The following is a 17,645-nucleotide window of genomic DNA, read 5'->3' as shown; positions in this document are numbered from 1 at the left end:
CGAGAAGAAAACGTCGCTATCAAATGATGCTAAAACTATCTTAGCGCCTATGGGGCTTGACCCGGGACCCATACCCCCAGGGAGTGGTTTGGGGCACCCTGGCGATTGGCTTTTTGCCCAATACGACGGCCGCGGCGTATGGGTCCCGGATCGGCGCCGCGCCGCGCTGTCGCGCGTCGCGGCTTGTCCGGGACGACGCCGCATTTTGTTGCGCAACCAAATCGTCTACGTTCGTCCACGAGTGCAACGCCGCCTCAAGCTGGACCTCTCCGCCGCGGCATCCGGAACGGCAGCATGGCTTGCACGATCGGCATCTGGAAGCGGTCGAGCGAGAGGCTCTCGTGCATGACTGCGACGTCCTCGCCGCGCATGCTGGCGGCGAGATGGGAGCGGGCATAGAATGGGGCGTCCTCCAGCGTGCTGACGACGCGCACCGGCGCATCGGCATCTGCGCGGGCGCTGCGATCGATGCGCCACATCGTCCTGGGCAGCGGCGCCGCGGCGAGCGGCGCGATCCGGTCCAGCCTGGCCTCGGAATCGACATGCAGCGCGATCGTCTTGTCGGCGCCCTCGCGCGCGATCGTGTCGTAGGAGATCACGGTGCCGGTGCGGGTGGCGGCGCGCGACCATTGCCAGCTCCGGAAGTCGCGCTCCAGCGGCGCATCGCCATGGTTGATGTCGAAATAGCCGTTGCCGCGCCAATGCAGGTTCGGATGATCGAAATCGACCGACACGCGGCAGCATGGCGCGATCGGCTGCCAGCGATGGCGTCCGTTCGAATCCAGCGTGAACGCGACCTCGTTGAGTGCGGTCGGAACGACGCGCACGTTGCCGCGCAGCGGCAGCGGCCAGGGCACGGCGACCTCGTTGATCTCGATGGCGAGCTCGCGGCCGTTCCACGCCAGGCGGCTCGGGCCAATCCTGAAGCTCTCGGCATCGCGCGCGATGGCGCCGCGGCCGCGCTCGGTCATGGCCCAGCGCCGCGCCCGCGCGCCATAGAGGGCGACGTTGAGCGCGCAATGATTCTCGGGATCGGCCGGGCCGCTCCGCCGGGCCCAGGCGTAATAGGGCGAGAACACGCTGCCGACAAAGGCGATGAGCGTGATCCCGAATTGCCCGTCGTCGCTCAGCGCGTCGACATACCACCACGCATAGCCGTCCGGCGTGACGGTGCGGTCGAAGCGAGGTCGAGAATCGCCCGCGCCGCTGCCATCCGCCCCGACAGCGCCGCCATCGGCACGCCCGGTCCCGGATGCGCGCTGCCCCCCGCCACGTAGAGGCCCGGCAGCCTGGTCTGTGCGCCCGGCCGCTGGAACGACGCCATCCAGCCGTGCGAGCTGCGGCCGTACAGCGCGCCCCCCGTGCCCGGAAACATCCGGTTGAAATCCGCCGGCGTCGTCACGCGGGTCAATTCCGGCGTCGTCGCGATGCTGAGGCCGCAGCGCTGCAGCAGGTCGAAGGTCTGGCGGGCACATTGGCTGATCTCCGAGGAATCGAAGCGGTGGTGGTCGCCGGTCGCGGGCGCGTTGATCAGCACGAACAGCGGCTCGGTCCGGCCTGAATCGTCCGGATCGTCGGCGCGGTCCTGCGCGCAGACATAGACGGTGGGCTCGGCCGGCATCGCGCGGCGGTCGACCAGAGAATCGAACTCGGCGCGGTAGTCGCGCGAGAAGAACACGTTGTGGCGGAGCAGCGGAAAGCCGTCGGCGCGCGCCATGCAGCTCCAGGTCATGGCCGAGAGCGAGCGTGCGGATTCCGGGATGGACGGCAGCGCGCGCGCCGCGTCCGCGCCGAACAGGCCCGCTGCGAGCGCGGCGACATCTGCGGTCGCGATCACGGCGTCGGCCGTGATCTGCTCGCCATCGGCGAGGCGCACGCCGGAGGCGCGGCCGCCATCGGTGACGATGCCTGCGACCTCGCTGTCGTAGCGGATGCTGACGCCATGGCGCCGCGCCAGCGCCGCCAGACACGCGGCGAGCTCATGCATCCCGCCGTCGATCAGCCAGACGCCGGACTGCTCGACATGCGCCACCAGCATCAGCGTCGCCGGCGCATGGAACGGCGATGAGCCGCAATAGGTGGCGTAGCGTCCGAACAGCTGCTGCAGTCTGGCATCGCGGAAATAGCCGCCGAGCGCCTTCCACAGCGTCTGGAACGGGCGGATCGCGGTGAGATCGCGGAAACCGGCATTGCGCAGCAGATGCGTCATGCTCGGCGCCGGGGTGCGGATGAAGGGATCCCTGAGCACCTCGAAGATGCGGCGGGCATCGCGGCAGAATGCGCGATAGCCCTCGGCTTCGCTGCGTCCGCCGAAATGGCCGATGGCGTCAGTCGATCGCTCCGCGTCGGCGAACAGGTCGAGCGTGCGGCGATCCGTCCAGGCGTGGCGGGCGAGGATCTCGAGCGGGGTCAGCGTCAGATGATCGTCCAGTGCGGTGCCGATCTCGGCGAACAGCTCGTCGAACACCCAGCGCATCGTGAACACGGTGGGGCCGGAGTCGATGCGCGCGGGCCCGATCGCGATCTGGCGCATCTTGCCGCCGGGCGCGGGAGCGCGCTCGAGCACCGTCACCTGCGCGCCGCGCGCGGCGAGGGTGAGCGCGGCACTGAGGCCGGCGATGCCGGCGCCAACCACGATCACGCGGTGATCGGCCATTGCTCGCACTCCCGTCCACCTGATCTGACGTCGGAAATGTCTAGCATGATTTACACTATGGGTGTAAGCTGTAATTTACATACGCGAGGACCGGGTGGGCCTCGCGGCAGGGGAGGCGGACATGGATGTGATGGCCCGGATCGAGAAATCCCTCGTCGCAGCGGTCGGGCTGGCCGATCGGCCCGGATGTCCGCCACGTTTATCGGCCGCCATGCAGGCCGCGGTGTTTCCCAAGGGCGCGCGGGTGCGCCCCCGGCTGTGTCATGCGGTGGCCGCCGCCTGTGGCGACGACGAGCCGGCGGCGACGGATGCGGCGGGATCGGCGATCGAGCTGCTGCACTGCGCCTCGCTGGTCCATGACGATCTGCCGTGCTTTGACAACGCCTCGCTGCGGCGCGGCCGCCCCTCCGTGCATGCCGCGTTCGGCGAGCCGCTCGCGGTGCTCGCCGGCGACGCGCTGATCGTGCTCGCGTTCCAGACGCTTGCCAAGTCGCGCTGCTCGCCGTTGCGCCTGGCGCAGCTGATCGCCACCATCGGCGACGCCGTCGGCGTGCCGCACGGCATTGCCGCCGGACAGGCCTGGGAATGCGAGCCGGAAATCGATCTGTCGCGCTATCACCGCTCCAAGACCGGCGCGCTGTTCGCTGCGGCCACGGTCTCGGGGGCTGCGGCGGCGGGGCATGAGAATCCGGAGGCGTGGCGAACGCTCGGCGAGACCATCGGCGAGGCCTATCAGGTCGCCGATGACATCCGCGACGCGGCGAGCGACGAAGAGGAAGCGGGCAAGCCCGTCGGCCAGGACGCGGCGCATGGCCGGCCGAACGCGGTGCTGATCTATGGGCTCACCGGCGCCGTCAGCTATCTCCACGATCTCGTCGCAGACGGCATCCGCACCATGCCGCCCTGCGAGCATGCTCATGAATTGCGCATGCTGATGGAGCAGGAAGCCAAGCGCCTGGTCCCCCGCCGCCTGGCGCAGTCGGCGGCGTGATCTGCCGGCCGCGTGCGGTGGCGACGGTCTCACCACACGAGCGGTGCCCACCCTCCCCTGGAGGGGGAGGGTCGACGCGCGCGCAGCGCGCGGCGGGGTGGGGTGACAGACTATCCGCGCGCGCAGTGCTGGTGATGCCCCGCGGGCCTAGGCAGGCACAGCCAAGAGCATCGGGACTCATAACGACCGATTTCCGAGCCCACCGCACCCCGCCACGCGCTTCGCGCGCGACGACGCTCCCCCTCCAGGGGAGGGTGGGCAGCTGCGTGTGCCGATCCATTCGGACCTATCAACTGCGTCAGCCAGCGCAAACTCTGTCGTTGGAGCCTTAGCGTCATGCCTGCCGCCGTTCGCCACGACACGCCGGCCGCAACCAGTTTTGGTGATCGCTGGCGCGGGTGGCGCGACGGGCTGCTGGCGAGTGCGGCGTTCCAGCGCTGGGCGGCGGCGTTTCCGTTGACGCGGCCGATTGCGCGCAGGCGTGCGGCGGAGCTGTTCGATCTCTGCGCCGGCTTCGTCTATTCGCAGACCTTGGCCGCCTGCGTGCAGCTCGATCTGTTCGAAGCCTTGCGGGCCGGACCCTGCGATGTTGCGGCGCTGGCGTCGCGCGCGGCGATGCCGGACGACGCGATGGAGAGCCTGTGCGAGGCTGCCTCCGCGCTGCAATTGCTCGAGCGACGCGGCGCGGCGCGCTATGGGCTCGGGCCGCTCGGCGCGGCGCTGCTCGGCAATCCCGGCATCGCCGCGATGGTCCGGCATCATGCCGCGCTCTACGCCGACCTCGGCGATCCCGTGGCGCTGCTGCGCGGGCAGGATCGCGAGCGCCGGCTGGCGCATTACTGGCCTTATGCGCTGGATCACAGCGGCGATGCGCTGACGCGCGACAGTGTCGCGCCCTACACCGCGCTGATGGCGGCGTCGCAGCCGATGATCGCCGACATCGTCCTCGCGGCCTATCCCCTGAGCGGCCATCGCTGCCTGCTCGATGTCGGCGGCGGCGACGGCAGCTTTCTCATGGCCGCTGCCCGGCAGGCGCCGCAGCTCCGGCTGCAGCTGTTCGATCTGCCGGAGGTCGCCGCGATCGCGCAGGAGCGTCTCGGCAAGGCCGGGCTCGCCGATCGCGTCACGATCAGCCCCGGCAGCTTCTACGATGATCCGCTGCCGACCGGCGCCGACGTGATCTCGCTGATTCGCGTCGTGCACGATCACGACGACGAAGCCGTGGCGCGGCTGCTCAAGAAGGCGCGCGCGGCCCTGCCCGACAAGGGCGTGCTGCTGCTCGGCGAGCCGATGCGCGATGCGGCCGGCGGCAGCGACGGCGTCAGCGCCTATTTCGAGATCTATCTGCGCGCGATGGGGCAGGGGCGGCCGCGCAGCGCCGCGCGGCTGCGCGAGCTGCTGATCGCGGCAGGCTTCTCGCAGGTGCGAACGCTACGCACGCGGATCCCGCTGATCGCCAGCGTGATTGTCGCGAATAGCTGACACTCGGAATGTAAATTTATGTTGACACTCTCAGTGGGCGGATTAACCTGACACCCGTAACTAAGCGGGCGTCGCCGGGGAGTTGGGCTATGGACGCGATCGCCGTTGTGCTGGGGAGGCCGAGGGAATTGTCGCTGCAGCAGCTGCTGCTGGCGGATGCCCAGGACTGCCTGACCGTCGACATCGAATGGAGCGCGATCAGCACCGGCACCGAACGGCTGCTGTACGAAGGGCGGATGCCGTCCTTCCCGGGCATGGGCTATCCGCTCGTGCCGGGCTACGAGGCGGTGGGGCGTGTCGCGCACACGGACCGCAATTCCGGTTTTCGAAAAGGCGAGCGCGTGTTCGTGCCGGGCGCAGCGCGCTGCTTCGGCGAGGTGAAGAGCCTGTTCGGCGCCGCCGCCTCGCGCCTCAACGTTCCCGCACAGCGCGTGGTTGCGATCGACGAAGCCATCGGCGAGCACGGCGTGCTGCTGGCGCTGGCGGCCACCGCCTATCACGCGCTGGCGATCGGCGGCGACGGCCGCGCCGAATGTGTGGTCGGCCATGGCGTGCTCGGTCGCCTGCTGGCGCGGCTGATCATGGCGATGGGCGGCGATCCGCCGGTGGTGTGGGAGAGCAATCCGGAGCGCGCCGCCGGCGCGATGGGCTACCGCGTCATCGATCCCGCTGATGATAGCAAGCGCGACTATCGCCTGATTCTCGATGCCAGCGGTGATGCCGGCCTGCTCGACAGCCTCATCGCTCGCCTGGCGCCCAGGGGCGAGATCATTCTCGCCGGCTTCTACAGCGCGCCGCTCACCTTCTCCTATCCGCCGGCCTTCATGCGCGAGGCGGCGATCCGCGTCGCCGCCGAATGGAAGCACGACGATCTGCTCGTGGTGCGCAACCTCATCGATACCGGCCGGCTGTCGCTGGACGGCCTGATCACGCATCACGCGGACGCCAAGGCCGCGGAGAGCGCCTACCGGACCGCGTTCGACGATCCGTCATGTCTCAAGATGGTCTTGGACTGGAGAGCTGCAGCATGAACGCCCCGACCAAGATCAGTGCGATGACCGACGCCTTGCGTGCCGAAGCGGCGATCGAGCCCGATGCGCCGATAACGGCTGCGCCGAAGAAGACCACGCAGATCATCGCGATCTACGGCAAGGGCGGCATCGGCAAGAGTTTTACGCTCGCCAATTTGTCCTACATGATGGCGCAGCAGGGCAAGAAGGTGCTGCTGATCGGCTGCGATCCGAAGAGCGATACGACGTCGCTGCTGTTCGGCGGCCGCGCCTGCCCGACCATTCTGGAGACCTCATCGAAGAAGAAGCTCGCGGGTGAAGAGGTCAAGATCGGCGATGTCTGCTTCAAGCGCGACGGCGTGTTCGCGATGGAGCTCGGCGGTCCCGAAGTCGGCCGCGGCTGCGGCGGACGCGGCATCATCCACGGCTTCGAGCTGATCGAGAAGCTCGGCTTCCACGATTGGGGTTTTGACTACGTGCTGCTGGATTTCCTCGGCGACGTCGTCTGCGGCGGCTTCGGCCTGCCGATCGCACGCGACATGTGCCAGAAGGTCATCATCGTCGGCTCCAACGACCTGCAGTCGCTCTACGTCGCCAACAATGTCTGCTCGGCGGTGGAGTATTTCCGCAAGCTCGGCGGCAATGTCGGCGTCGCCGGCATCGTCATCAACAAGGATGACGGCACCGGTGAGGCCCAGGCCTTTGCCGATGCGGCCGGCATTCCGGTGCTGGCCTCGATCCCGGCCGACGACGACATCCGGCGCAAGAGCGCGAGCTATCAGATCATCGGCCGGCCCGGCACGCCCTGGGCGCCGCTGTTCGAGCATCTCGCCGCCAATGTCGCCGACGCGCCGCCGCAGCATCCGCATCCCCTGACGCATGACGGCCTGCTCGGCCTGTTCAAGGCCTCGGAGACTGGTCGCGACGTCGTGCTGGAGCAGGCGACGCTCGAGGACATGTGCGGCAGCACCGCCGTCGCCAAGCCGTCGCTCGAAGTGATCTACGACAATTTGTGATGGGATCGGCTGGCGAGTGGAATGTAGTGCAATGAGCGATCCTGTAGTCCATCAGGCAGTCAGCGCGCAGAGCGGCGCAGAGGCAGGCCTTCTGCCGGCGCAGCCCGAGGCGCTCGGCTGCCATGCCGGCAAGGCCGAGCTCAAGAAGGCGGCCGAGGCCGCCGGCAAGAGCGAGGTGCTCGCGCGCTACGCGGCCGACTATCCGGCCGGGCCGCACGATCAGCCGCAGAGCATGTGCCCGGCGTTCGGCTCGTTGCGCGTCGGCTTGCGCATGCGGCGCACCGCGACCGTGCTGTCGGGCTCGGCCTGCTGCGTCTATGGCCTGACCTTCACCTCGCACTTCTATGGCGCGCGGCGCAGCGTCGGCTACGTCCCGTTCAATTCCGAGACGCTGGTCACCGGAAAACTGTTCGAGGACATCCGCGAGGCGGTGTTCAAGCTCGCCGATCCCGCCAATTACGACTGCGTCGTCATCATCAATCTCTGCGTCCCGACCGCATCGGGCGTGCCGCTGCAGATCCTGCCGAAGGAGATCAACGGCGTCCGCGTGATCGGCATCGACGTCCCCGGATTTGGGGTGCCGACCCATGCCGAGGCCAAGGACGTGCTGGCCGGCGCGATGCTCAACTACGCGCGTCGCGAGGCGGAGCAGGGGCCGGTGCAGGCGCCGCGGGCGCCGCGGGGCGACAAGCCGACCATCACACTGTTGGGTGAGATGTTCCCGGCCGATCCCGTCGGCATCGGCATGATGCTGGCGCCGCTCGGCTTGGCGGCCGGTCCGACCGTGCCGACGCGCGAATGGCGCGAGCTCTATGGCGCGCTGGATTGCGCGGCGGTCGCGGCGATCCATCCGTTCTACACGGCCTCGATCCGCGAGTTCGAGGCGGCGGGCCGTCCGATCATCGGCTCGGCGCCGGTCGGCTGCGACGGCACGTCAGATTGGCTGGAAGCCGTCGGGACGACTTGCGGTGTCGGGCGCGCGCAGATCGACGCGGCCAAGAACGCGGTGCTGCCGGCAATTCGCGCGGCGCTTGCGGCGACGCCCATTCGTGGCCGCATCACGCTGTCGGGCTATGAGGGATCGGAGCTCCTGGTCGGGCGTCTCCTGGTCGAGAGCGGTGCTGATCTGCGCTATGTCGGCACGGCGTGCCCGCGCACGCGCTGGTCGGAGGCCGATTGCGCCTGGCTCGAGGCGCGCGGCGTGCGGGTGCAGTACCGCGCCTCGCTGGAGCAGGATCTCGCGGCGGTCGATGAGTATGCGCCTGATCTGGCCATCGGCACCACGCCTGTCGTGCAGAAGGCCAAGGCGCGCGCGATCCCGTCGCTCTACTTCACCAACCTGATCTCGGCGCGGCCGTTGTTCGGCGTGTCGGGCGCCGGCTCGCTGGCGCAGGTCGTCAATGCGGCGATCGGTGGCAAGGCCCGCTTCGACGAGATGCGCGAGTTCTTCGAGGGCGTCGGCGAGGGCGACAACGCCGGCGTGTGGCAGGACACACCTGTCGCGCGTCCTGAGTTCCGCGACAAGTTCCGCAAGGCGGTTGCGGCGCAGGCCAAGAAGCGCAAGTCCGAGGAGATGGTGTAATGCTGATCCTCGACCACGATCGCGCCGGTGGCTATTGGGGGGCGGTCTACGCGTTCACTGCGGTCAAAGGCCTGCAGGTCATCATCGATGGCCCGGTCGGCTGCGAGAATCTGCCGGTGACCTCGGTGCTGCACTACACCGACGGCCTGCCGCCGCACGAACTGCCGATCGTCGTCACGGGTTTGGGCGAGGATGAGCTCGGCCAGAAGGGCACCGAGCAGGCGATGAAGCGCGCGCGCCGCGCGCTCGATCCGGATCTGCCGGCGGTCGTCGTCACCGGCTCGATCGCCGAGATGATCGGCGGCGGCGTGACGCCCGAAGGCTCCAACATCAAGCGCTTCCTGCCACGCACCATCGACGAGGACCAGTGGCAGAGCGCCAACCGTGCGCTCAGCTGGCTGTGGAGCGAATACGGCCTGCGCAAGGTCCCCGAGCGCAAGCCGCGCAAGGACGGCGAGAAGCCGCGCGTCAACATCATCGGGCCGATCTACGGCACCTTCAACATGCCCTCGGATGTCGCCGAGATCTGTCGCCTGGTCGAGGGCATCGGCGCCGAGATCAACATGGTATTTCCGCTCGGCAGTCATCTGGCCGACGTGCCGAAGCTGGTCGATGCCGACGTCAACGTCTGCATGTATCGCGAGTTCGGCCGGCTGCTGTGCGAGACATTGGAGCGGCCGTACCTGCAGGCGCCGATCGGGCTGCATTCGACCACCAAATTCCTGCGCTCGCTCGGCGAACTGCTCGGGCTCGATCCCGAGCCGTTCATCACCCGTGAGAAGCACACTACGATCAAGCCGCTGTGGGATCTCTGGCGCTCGGTGACGCAGGACTTCTTCGGCACCGCGAGCTTCGGCATCGTCGCATCCGAGACCTACGCGCGGGGCCTGCGCAACTTCCTGGAGACCGAGCTCGGCCTGCCCTGCAGCTTCGCGATCTCGCGCTGCGCCGGCGCCAAGACCGACAACGACGCGATCCGCAAGGCCATCCACGAGCGGCCGCCGCTGGTGCTGTTCGGCAGCTACAATGAGCGCATGTATGCGGCGGAAGCCGGCAACCGCTCGATCTACATCCCGGCCTCGTTCCCGGGCACCGTGATCCGCCGCCACACCGGCACGCCGTTCATGGGCTATGCGGGCGCGACCTATGTCGTGCAGGAGGTCTGCAACGCGCTGTTCGATGCGCTGTTCAACATCCTGCCGCTCGGCACGCAACTGGATCAGATCGCGGCAACGCCGTCGCGGCTCGAGCGCGAATTGCCATGGGATGACGGCGCCAAGCTCGCGCTGGATCAGATCATCGAGACGGAGCCGGTGCTGGTGCGGATTTCCGCAGCCAAGCGGCTGCGCGACGCGGCCGAGCGCGGTGCGCGCCAGGCCGGGTTGGACAAGGTGACGGAAGACGTTCTCGCGCATGCGCGGTCACGGCTCGCAACGGGCCAGGCCGCGTAAGGCAACGAGAATGGGGCGGAGAGGGAGAGGACGATGTCGTTATACGAGCGCATGGATCGTGACGTCGCGCCGAGATCGCGCGAGCGGATCGAATATCTCCTGGTCTACGCGGTGTGTTTCGTCGTGCTGATGGTCGAAGGCGTGCTGCGCCGGATCGGCTCCATCATCACGGGACACCGGCCCGCGCCGCTCGGCGCGATCGTCGGTGAAGCAAGGATCAAGGCCGCGAACTGCGCGACCTCGTCCTTCATGGGGCTGTGAGGTCCCGCGGGTTTCGAGCCACTCGGCTGCGCGTTGCAGCCTTGTGAGCTCTGCAAGGAATTCGTGCGGCTCGCCGCACGGATGTCATCCCGGCGACGGGATGGCGCTTCGACGCCGCTCGCGACAGTGAGCGGCATCCGGCCGAAAGGCCAACACCAGGAGGTACTACTATGGTGGAACCAAACAAGGGAGGCTCTCTGTCGGGGCTGACCGAATCGGAGGCTAGGGAATTCCATAGCATCTTCATGACGAGCTTCGTGGGCTTCACGGCGGTTGCGATCGTCGCCCACATTCTCGCCTGGATGTGGCGTCCTTGGCTGCCTGGGCCGACTGGCTACAAGGCGGCGGCGCTGGATGGGGTGACCCACTACGCCAATCTCGTCCTCTCCTACCTGACCTGACCGAAAGGAGAAAACTATGTGGCGCTTGTGGTTGTTGTTCGATCCCCGCAGGGTTCTTGTGGCTCTCGGCGTGTTCCTGTTCGGGCTGGCATTGGTGATTCATTTCATCCTGCTCAGCACCAACCGGTTCAACTGGCTGGAGGGACCGCGTGCTGCAAAGACGTCGTCGATCTCCGATCCGGCGACTCCGCTGAAGCTCAGCTAGAGCCAAGGCACGACCAATGGGAAGCGGACGATGGCAGGGCGGCAGACCTTGCCCGCCCGCTTCCCACTCTACACCGCTCACGACATTCACGATCCCGACATTCACGAGTCTACGACACGACATGTAGTCTATCGAGCGACGGGCAGCGGAGGCAGGACCGATGGCAATGCTCAGCTTTGAACGAAAATACCGCGTCCGCGGCGGCACGTTGATCGGCGGTGACCTCTTCGATTTCTGGGTCGGACCGTTCTACGTCGGCTTCTTCGGCGTGACGACGATCTTCTTCACCTTCGTCGGCGTGGCGCTGATCCTCTATGCGACGGCGCTTGGACCGACGTGGAATCTCTGGCAGATCAGCATCAATCCACCCGATGCCAAATACGGGCTGTCGTTCGCGCCTTTGACCGAAGGCGGGTTCTGGCAGCTCATCACGGTGTGCGCCCTCGGCGCGTTCGTCTCCTGGGCGCTGCGCGAGGTCGAGATCTGCCGCAAGCTCGCGATCGGCTATCACGTGCCGTTCGCTTTCGCCTTCGCGATCTTCGCCTATTTCACGCTGGAGGTGATCCGTCCGGTGCTGATGGGCTCGTGGAGCTACGGGTTCCCCTACGGCATCATCACCCATCTCGATTGGGTGTCGAACACCGGCTATCAGTTCGGCAACTTTCACTACAACCCCGCCCATATGATTGCGATCACGTTCTTCTTCACCACGTGTCTCGCGCTCGCACTGCACGGCTCTCTGATCCTGTCGGCCAGCAATCCCGGCCGCGGCCAGGAGATGAAGTCGCCGGAGCATGAGAACACGATGTTTCGCGATCTGATCGGCTATTCGATCGGCACGCTCGGCATTCACCGCCTCGGCCTGTTCCTGGCTCTGGCGGCGGTGTTCTTCAGCGCGGTCTGCATCGTCATCTCCGGCCCCGCCTGGCTGCTGCCGGAAGGCAATGCCTGGTCGGATTGGTGGGAGTGGTGGCGCAAGGTCCCGATCTGGTCGCCGCAATGAGTTGAAGGAGAGGTCGTCATGGCCCAATACCAGAACATCTTCACGCAGATCCAAGTCCGCAGTGCGATCTATCCGGGCATCCCGATCGAGCCCGGCGTGTGGGAGCGGCTCGGCAAGGGCAGCTTCAACTACTGGCTCGGCAAGCTCGGCGACGCGCAGGTCGGCCCGGTGTATCTCGGCTTCCTCGGCCTCGCCTCGCTGATGTCCGGCTTCGTTGCGATCGAGATCATCGGTCTCAACATGCTGGCGTCGGTGAACTGGAGCCCGCTGGAGTTCATCCGCCAGTTCCCGTGGCTGTCGCTGCAACCGCCGGCGCCGGAATACGGCCTTCAGATCTTCCCGCCGCTGCAGGAAGGCGGCTGGTGGCTGATGGCCGGCTTCTTCCTGACGACGTCGATCCTGTTGTGGTGGGCCCGCACCTACCGCCGCGCCCGGGCGCTCGGCCTCGGCACGCATGTGTCGTGGGCGTTCGCGTCGGCGATCTGGCTTTATCTGGTGCTCGGCTTCATCCGGCCGATCCTGATGGGCAGCTGGAGCGAGGCGGTGCCGTTCGGCATCTTCCCGCACCTCGACTGGACCAACAACTTCTCCATCACCCACGGCAACCTGTTCTACAACCCGTTCCACATGCTCTCGATCGCCTTCCTGTACGGATCGGCGCTGTTGTTCGCGATGCATGGTGCGACGGTGCTGGCGATCAGCCGCTACGGCGGCGAGCGTGAGCTCGAGCAGATCGTCGACCGCGGCACGGCCTTCGAACGTGGTGCGCTGTTCTGGCGCTGGACGATGGGCTTCAATGCGACGGCCGAGTCGATCCATCGCTGGGCCTGGTGGTTCGCCGTGCTTTGCACCTTGACCGGAGGCATCGGTATCCTACTGTCAGGCACCGTTGTCGATAACTGGTTCGAATGGGGCGTGAAGCACGGGCTGGCGCCGCCGCGCTGAGCCTTGCAGGTCTTCAAGATGCTGGACAGAGTTGATCAGAACGAAATGGCCGGGCGCAGCACGCGCCCGGCCAGTCTTTTGGAGGCCATGCGTGAGCGGACCAAGGCGCTGCACGTGACCGCCGAACGGACCGGGATCGTCGCCGAGCTGTTGCGCGGTCGCGGCACGGTGCCTGCGTACGCGCTGCTGCTGCGCAATCTGCTGCCGGTCTATGAAGCGCTCGAGGCGGAATTGCTGCGGCACGAAGGGACGCCGGTCGTCGGCGGCATCGTGCGGCCGCAGCTGCACCGGAGCGCAGCGATCAAGGCCGATCTCGCGCAGCTCGATGCGAGCGATCTGCCGCGGCTGCCGGAAGCGATCGCCTATGTCCGCGCCATCCAGGAGGCAGGATCCGGCTCCGGCCATCCGTTGCTGGCGCACGCCTATACGCGCTATCTCGGCGATCTCAGCGGCGGCCAGATCATCAAGAAGATTCTCGCGCGCTCGCTCGATTTGCAGCCCGAGGCGCTGTCGTTCTATGAGTTTCCCGCCATTGCCGATATCCCGCACTTCAAGGACGCCTACCGCGCCGCGCTGGAGCAGGCCGGCGCCGCGATGGCCGATCACGACGCCGTCGTCGAGGAGGCCGCCACGGCGTTCCAGCTGAACATCGCGCTTTCGCAGGCGCTGCAGGCGACGGCCGGCCTCGGGATTTGAGATCTGGGCAAGCGCTCTCTCCACGCGTCATTCCGGGGCGCGCGGAACGCGCGAGCCCGGAATCCATAGCGACGACCGGTCATGAGGGTGCAGATGCGCGTGGCGCTCGTCTTCGACCTACCACGTCCTGTGGTTATGGAGTCCGGGCTCATTTGCGCTGCTTCAGAACGGCTTCGCCGTTTTGCGCGCGAATGCCCCGGAATGACGCGTGGAGAGGTTCGGGGCATCGCATGAGCAGCTTGGTCGTCGAGCCAGCGAACGCAGCCGGAGTTCTCTTCACTCCTCGCTCTGCGAGCGATACCACACCAGGTGCTCGATGATCTCGAGCGTCCGGGCGGTCGAATTCCGGATGCTCTCCAGCATCTCCGGCATGCTTCCGGCCTGCGCGCCGTGCGTCACTTCGAGCGCGGCGAGCTGGGCATTCTCCACCGTCGAGGCCGCCAGCTCCTTGTAGATCAGGCTCGCGCTCTGATCGAGCCGGAGGCTCGGCCTGCGCTTGCCGTCGATCTCTTCCTGGAAGCGGGCCCTTGCCGCTTCGGCCGCCTTGCGCTCGGCCAGGTCCGAGAAGATCAGAACGAAGCCGAGCACGCGGTCTTGCGGCGCGATCACGGGATCCGCGCGGACCATCAGGGGCCGTGGCGGCGAGGTGCCGCCGGCAAGCATCAGCTCGCCGCGCCAGCTCCGCTTGTTGCGCATGAGGTCGTCGAGACTGGCGCGGAATTCCGCCGGCGCCGCGAAGTAGCTGCCGAGATCGCGCAGATGCGGAATGTGCGGATGGGTGGTGCGCAGCTGCTGTTCGAACGCCTCGTTCAGCAGCAGGATGCGGCCCTCGACGTCGGCGATGATGACGGGTTGCTCCGAGCGCAGCACCTGGCCGCTGATCGTCGCGAGCTGGTCCTGTGCGATCACCATCCGGACCGAGCGCAGCTGCAGCGCCACGTCGGCCACCGTCTCGCTGATCAAGCGGGCGGAGGCCAGCTCCGCCACGGACCATGGCTCGGATTTGCCTTCGACGACCTGGTGCCATTGCGCGAAGGAGCGGCGCGGTGACAGATCGGAGGGATCGTCGCCGATGATGACCGCCTTCAACGGATCGCCTCCCCAGGTCACCGTCCTGACCTGCTCCGGCCTGAACCACAGCAGATACTCTCCATCGCTCGCCGATAGAGGTGCCGCAATCAGCCCGCTCGCGCTCGCCCGGAGGTCCATGAAGCCCGGCTCATCGAGCGTCAGCGACGTGGTCGCGGTGAGCCCCTGCGGCCCGGAGCCTGCCGTCTTGCGGCTGCGATCGAGCCATGCGGCGAGGTCGCGGATGCGCTGCGTCGAGGGGACGTCGCCCGCGGTCGTGACCTGGCCCTCGAACAGCAGCGCCGCCCCGCTCGCGCCCAATGGCTGCAGCAGCGATTGCGCCCCGTCGAACAGCGCGGTCTGCCATTCGCCGTCCCGCGAGACGGCCTCCACCAGCCGCTGCTCCAGCCGGCGGACCACCAATTCGGAATGACTCTGGGCAAAGCTCTCCAGCGCCGCGATGCGGATCGCGCAGGTTTCGGCGAGCGCCTCGCAGGCGGCGCGGATGTCGAACGGCAGGAAGCGCGGCTCGTAATGGTGGCAGGCGATCAGCCCCCACAGCTTGCCGCTAACCATGAGCGAGCAGACCAGCGTCGCGCCGACACCCATGTTCTGAAGATATTTCTGGTGGATCGGCGACATGCTGCGCAGGCAGCTCAAGGACATGTCGAGGTCGCGTCCGTTGAGCGGCGAGATGCGCGGCTGCAACGGCACCGGCGTGTAGTTGACATCGACCAGCAGGCGCACGCGGTTGCGCTCGTAGAGCCTCCGGGCAATCTGCGGAATGTCGGAGGCCGGATAGCGGTTGCCGAGAAAGGCTTCCAGATCCGGGCGCCGCCGTTCCGACAGCACCTCGCCGTGCCCTTCTTCGTCGAAGCGATAGACCATGACGCGGTCGTAGCCGGTGATCTCCTTGAAGATCGTCGCGGTTTCGTCGCTCAGGCCGAGCAGAGACGATGCCGAGGTGATGTGGTGGAACGCACCATCCAGGGCAGGCGCGATGTTGGTGGTCTGCGTCGCCGGTTCCAGCTCGACGGTCAGTCCGCCGTTCGAGGGGCGATGAATCGTGCAGTCGACCCGGCGCGGCGGCGAGCCCGCCGTGCATCGCAGGGTCATCGGTTTGAGGTGCAGCGGCCCGGCGAGATGAGGCAGGATCTGGAACGGCAGGTCGCCTCCCAGGTCCCGGAGGGGCCGCCCGACGACAGCGTTCGTCCCGAGGAAGGCCGCAGCATTGACGCTGGCCTGGATCACGACATTGTCGGGTTCCTTGATCGCCAGCAGAACGCCGTGCGGCTGGATCGAGCCTGCGAGATGGATCTGCTCGCGCTCGCAATTGGTAAGAGTAGCGTGGCCGAAGGCTGGCGTTGTCAGCGGAACGGGCAACTAGCTCCCCTTTTCGGTTTCCTCGCCGTCTTCTTCTGATTGCGTGAGATTATACCTATCGAGCTTGGCGTAAAGGCTCTGCCGGCTGAGTCCGAGAATTTCCGCGGCCGACGTTCGGTTCCCGTTGGCGAGCTCAAGCGCGGCGCGGACGTAATGCTGTTCAACGACTTCAACCGTGCTCTTCACCAGCTTGCGCAGCGGAGTTTTGCCGACCGATTCGTTCAGGGCGGCGAGCGCTGTCCTGAGATTGTCATGCTCCGCCGTCGGCGACAACCTCCTGGCGACATTGCGCAGCACGATGCAGATCCGGCGCAGCCCATCCGTGCCATAGGCTGCAGCGGAGATCTCGACCTCCGTCTCGGTTCCAAGCTCGCCCTGGATCGTCGTCGACAGCATCCGGACAGTGCCGTGGCGCTCGACATTGGAGACCAGCACCGAAAGGTCGGCGCCCGGGCGGAGCAACCATCGGCTCAGCTTCTCGTCGAGGAGCGCGTCTTTCGATCCGACCTCGACCAGTTCCAGGAACGCGCGATTGGCGCGCTTGATGGCGCCTGCGCCGTCGATGCTGATGACCGCGTCAGGAAGATTGTCGATCAGCGCCTCCGGATCGTCCGTCACCGGGCTGGGCTGCGCGGCCTTGCCGATCGGGGCCATCTGCAGCAGGAACATGGGTGCGTTATCGCTGGTCATCAGCGATCCCCTGAGCATCCAGGGCGCAGCATCCTCGCTGAGGTGAATCACGATTCCCGGCGCCTTGCCCTGGTCGCGGACACGCCGCAGCATCAGTTCCACGGGCTCGCGGTCCTTGGCAGGGATCTCCTGCAGGAAATCACGGCCGACCAGATTGTCCCTGCGGCGGCTCGAGGTTCCCAGCGCGGCCGTGGCTGTGCGGTTGGCTTCGACGATACGCAGGTCCGACACCTTCGCCAGAAGCACGGCCTCGTTCGAATCCTCGATGACGAGCCGGTAGCGCGTTTCGATCTCGCGCAGTCGCCAGTAATCACGCTCGATGGTCTGCTGGGCCGAGATCAGCCGCGCCTGGAGTTCTGCGACCGCCTGCAGATTCTTGCCGATCGCCAGCATGCCGGCGCGACCACCGAGCAGGACGGTGGTGAATTCCATCGGCAGCTCGAGGCCGCTCGGGAACCGCTGCGTGATCTGGCGGAACGCGGAGATGCCGGTCCGCTTGGTGTCCTGCATGATGCGTTCGATCTTCTCGCTCGCATCATCGACGATCTCGGACCAGGGGCGGCCGAGCCAGGCGTCGACATTCTCGGCTGACATGTTCGGAGACAGCGTGGCCTCACGGATCACGCCGTCCATGTCGAGAAGCAGTGTCACGTCGGGTCGTGGACCGTGAAACTCGGCCATGCTCTTAGGCACCCGTTGGATACGTCCGGCGGATCGCGGCCAATCAGTGTGGCGCGCATTTTGAAGGTATTGCGCCGCGTCCCGCTAACGTATTGAGAGTCTTGATGATGTCGTTAGTCCACGC

The 17,645-nt window shown here is 66.8% G+C and carries 16 protein-coding genes; 12 read left to right on the top strand and 4 right to left on the bottom strand.

Annotation, left to right across the window (positions count from 1 at the left end):
• Window positions 1–254: 254 nt before the first annotated feature.
• Both QQL87_RS33320 and crtD read right to left on the bottom strand, forming a co-directional pair.
• Window positions 255–1,130 carry a carotenoid 1,2-hydratase family protein gene (locus QQL87_RS33320; RefSeq protein ID WP_502871249.1) on the bottom strand — a complete coding sequence of 292 codons (876 nt, stop codon included), beginning with the start codon at window positions 1,128–1,130 and terminating at the stop codon, window positions 255–257.
• On the bottom strand, window positions 1,127–2,680 hold the full coding sequence (crtD, locus tag QQL87_RS33315) for a 1-hydroxycarotenoid 3,4-desaturase CrtD (RefSeq protein ID WP_349817309.1): 1,554 nt from the start codon (window positions 2,678–2,680) through the stop codon (window positions 1,127–1,129). The genes QQL87_RS33320 and crtD overlap by 4 nt, the downstream gene beginning before the upstream one ends.
• Before the next feature lie 97 nt (window positions 2,681–2,777).
• Here crtD and QQL87_RS33310 point away from each other — a divergent pair, with 97 nt between their 5' ends.
• The 12 genes from QQL87_RS33310 to QQL87_RS33255 all read left to right on the top strand — a co-directional run bounded on the left by QQL87_RS33310 (window position 2,778) and on the right by QQL87_RS33255 (window position 13,699).
• Complete coding sequence (locus tag QQL87_RS33310; protein WP_284423267.1) at window positions 2,778–3,647, top strand: polyprenyl synthetase family protein; 870 nt, start codon at window positions 2,778–2,780, stop codon at window positions 3,645–3,647.
• A gap of 336 nt (window positions 3,648–3,983) precedes the next feature.
• Window positions 3,984–5,129, top strand: a complete 1,146-nt coding sequence (locus QQL87_RS33305) for a methyltransferase (RefSeq protein ID WP_284423268.1) — start codon at window positions 3,984–3,986, stop codon at window positions 5,127–5,129.
• A gap of 89 nt (window positions 5,130–5,218) precedes the next feature.
• The gene (gene bchC, locus QQL87_RS33300; protein WP_284423269.1) at window positions 5,219–6,160 is read left to right on the top strand and encodes a chlorophyll synthesis pathway protein BchC; all 942 of its coding nucleotides are present in this window, start codon (window positions 5,219–5,221) and stop codon (window positions 6,158–6,160) included.
• Window positions 6,157–7,155 carry a chlorophyllide a reductase iron protein subunit X gene (locus QQL87_RS33295; RefSeq protein WP_284423270.1) on the top strand — a complete coding sequence of 333 codons (999 nt, stop codon included), beginning with the start codon at window positions 6,157–6,159 and terminating at the stop codon, window positions 7,153–7,155. Before bchC ends, QQL87_RS33295 begins: the two co-directional genes overlap by 4 nt.
• Window positions 7,156–7,186: 31 nt before the next feature.
• Entirely contained in the window at window positions 7,187–8,737 is a 1,551-nt protein-coding gene (bchY, locus tag QQL87_RS33290) for a chlorophyllide a reductase subunit Y (RefSeq protein WP_284423271.1), read from the top strand.
• Window positions 8,737–10,188, top strand: a complete 1,452-nt coding sequence (gene bchZ, locus QQL87_RS33285; protein ID WP_284423272.1) for a chlorophyllide a reductase subunit Z — start codon at window positions 8,737–8,739, stop codon at window positions 10,186–10,188. The genes bchY and bchZ overlap by 1 nt, the downstream gene beginning before the upstream one ends.
• Window positions 10,189–10,221: 33 nt before the next feature.
• The gene (locus QQL87_RS33280) at window positions 10,222–10,449 is read left to right on the top strand and encodes a hypothetical protein (protein ID WP_284423273.1); all 228 of its coding nucleotides are present in this window, start codon (window positions 10,222–10,224) and stop codon (window positions 10,447–10,449) included.
• 170 nt (window positions 10,450–10,619) lie between these two features.
• Window positions 10,620–10,850 carry a light-harvesting antenna LH1, beta subunit gene (pufB, locus tag QQL87_RS33275; RefSeq protein WP_284423274.1) on the top strand — a complete coding sequence of 77 codons (231 nt, stop codon included), beginning with the start codon at window positions 10,620–10,622 and terminating at the stop codon, window positions 10,848–10,850.
• Between the two features lie 16 nt (window positions 10,851–10,866).
• Window positions 10,867–11,055: a light-harvesting antenna LH1, alpha subunit gene (pufA, locus tag QQL87_RS33270; RefSeq protein ID WP_284423275.1), complete on the top strand. Its 189-nt coding sequence runs from the start codon at window positions 10,867–10,869 to the stop codon at window positions 11,053–11,055.
• A gap of 160 nt (window positions 11,056–11,215) precedes the next feature.
• A complete protein-coding gene (gene pufL / locus QQL87_RS33265; protein ID WP_284423276.1) occupies window positions 11,216–12,058 on the top strand; it encodes a photosynthetic reaction center subunit L in 843 nt (280 codons plus the stop codon).
• Window positions 12,059–12,076: 18 nt separating this feature from the next.
• Window positions 12,077–13,003, top strand: a complete 927-nt coding sequence (gene pufM, locus QQL87_RS33260) for a photosynthetic reaction center subunit M (protein ID WP_284423277.1) — start codon at window positions 12,077–12,079, stop codon at window positions 13,001–13,003.
• An 18-nt stretch (window positions 13,004–13,021) separates the two neighbouring features.
• Window positions 13,022–13,699: a biliverdin-producing heme oxygenase gene (locus tag QQL87_RS33255; RefSeq protein WP_284423278.1), complete on the top strand. Its 678-nt coding sequence runs from the start codon at window positions 13,022–13,024 to the stop codon at window positions 13,697–13,699.
• A 276-nt stretch (window positions 13,700–13,975) separates the two neighbouring features.
• On the opposite strand, the gene QQL87_RS33250 is transcribed toward QQL87_RS33255, so the two are convergent.
• Together QQL87_RS33250 and ppsR are read right to left on the bottom strand one after the other, a co-directional pair.
• Window positions 13,976–16,150 carry a GAF domain-containing protein gene (locus QQL87_RS33250; RefSeq protein WP_284423279.1) on the bottom strand — a complete coding sequence of 725 codons (2,175 nt, stop codon included), beginning with the start codon at window positions 16,148–16,150 and terminating at the stop codon, window positions 13,976–13,978.
• Window positions 16,151–17,521, bottom strand: a complete 1,371-nt coding sequence (ppsR, locus tag QQL87_RS33245; protein WP_284423280.1) for a transcriptional regulator PpsR — start codon at window positions 17,519–17,521, stop codon at window positions 16,151–16,153. It lies immediately after the preceding gene.
• Window positions 17,522–17,645: the final 124 nt, after the last annotated feature.

This window comes from Bradyrhizobium sp. SSBR45G, assembly GCF_030159255.1.
Taxonomy (GTDB): domain Bacteria; phylum Pseudomonadota; class Alphaproteobacteria; order Rhizobiales; family Xanthobacteraceae; genus Bradyrhizobium.
Note: the sequence above shows the minus strand (reverse complement) of the source record. Positions and strands in the feature narration are given on the sequence as shown.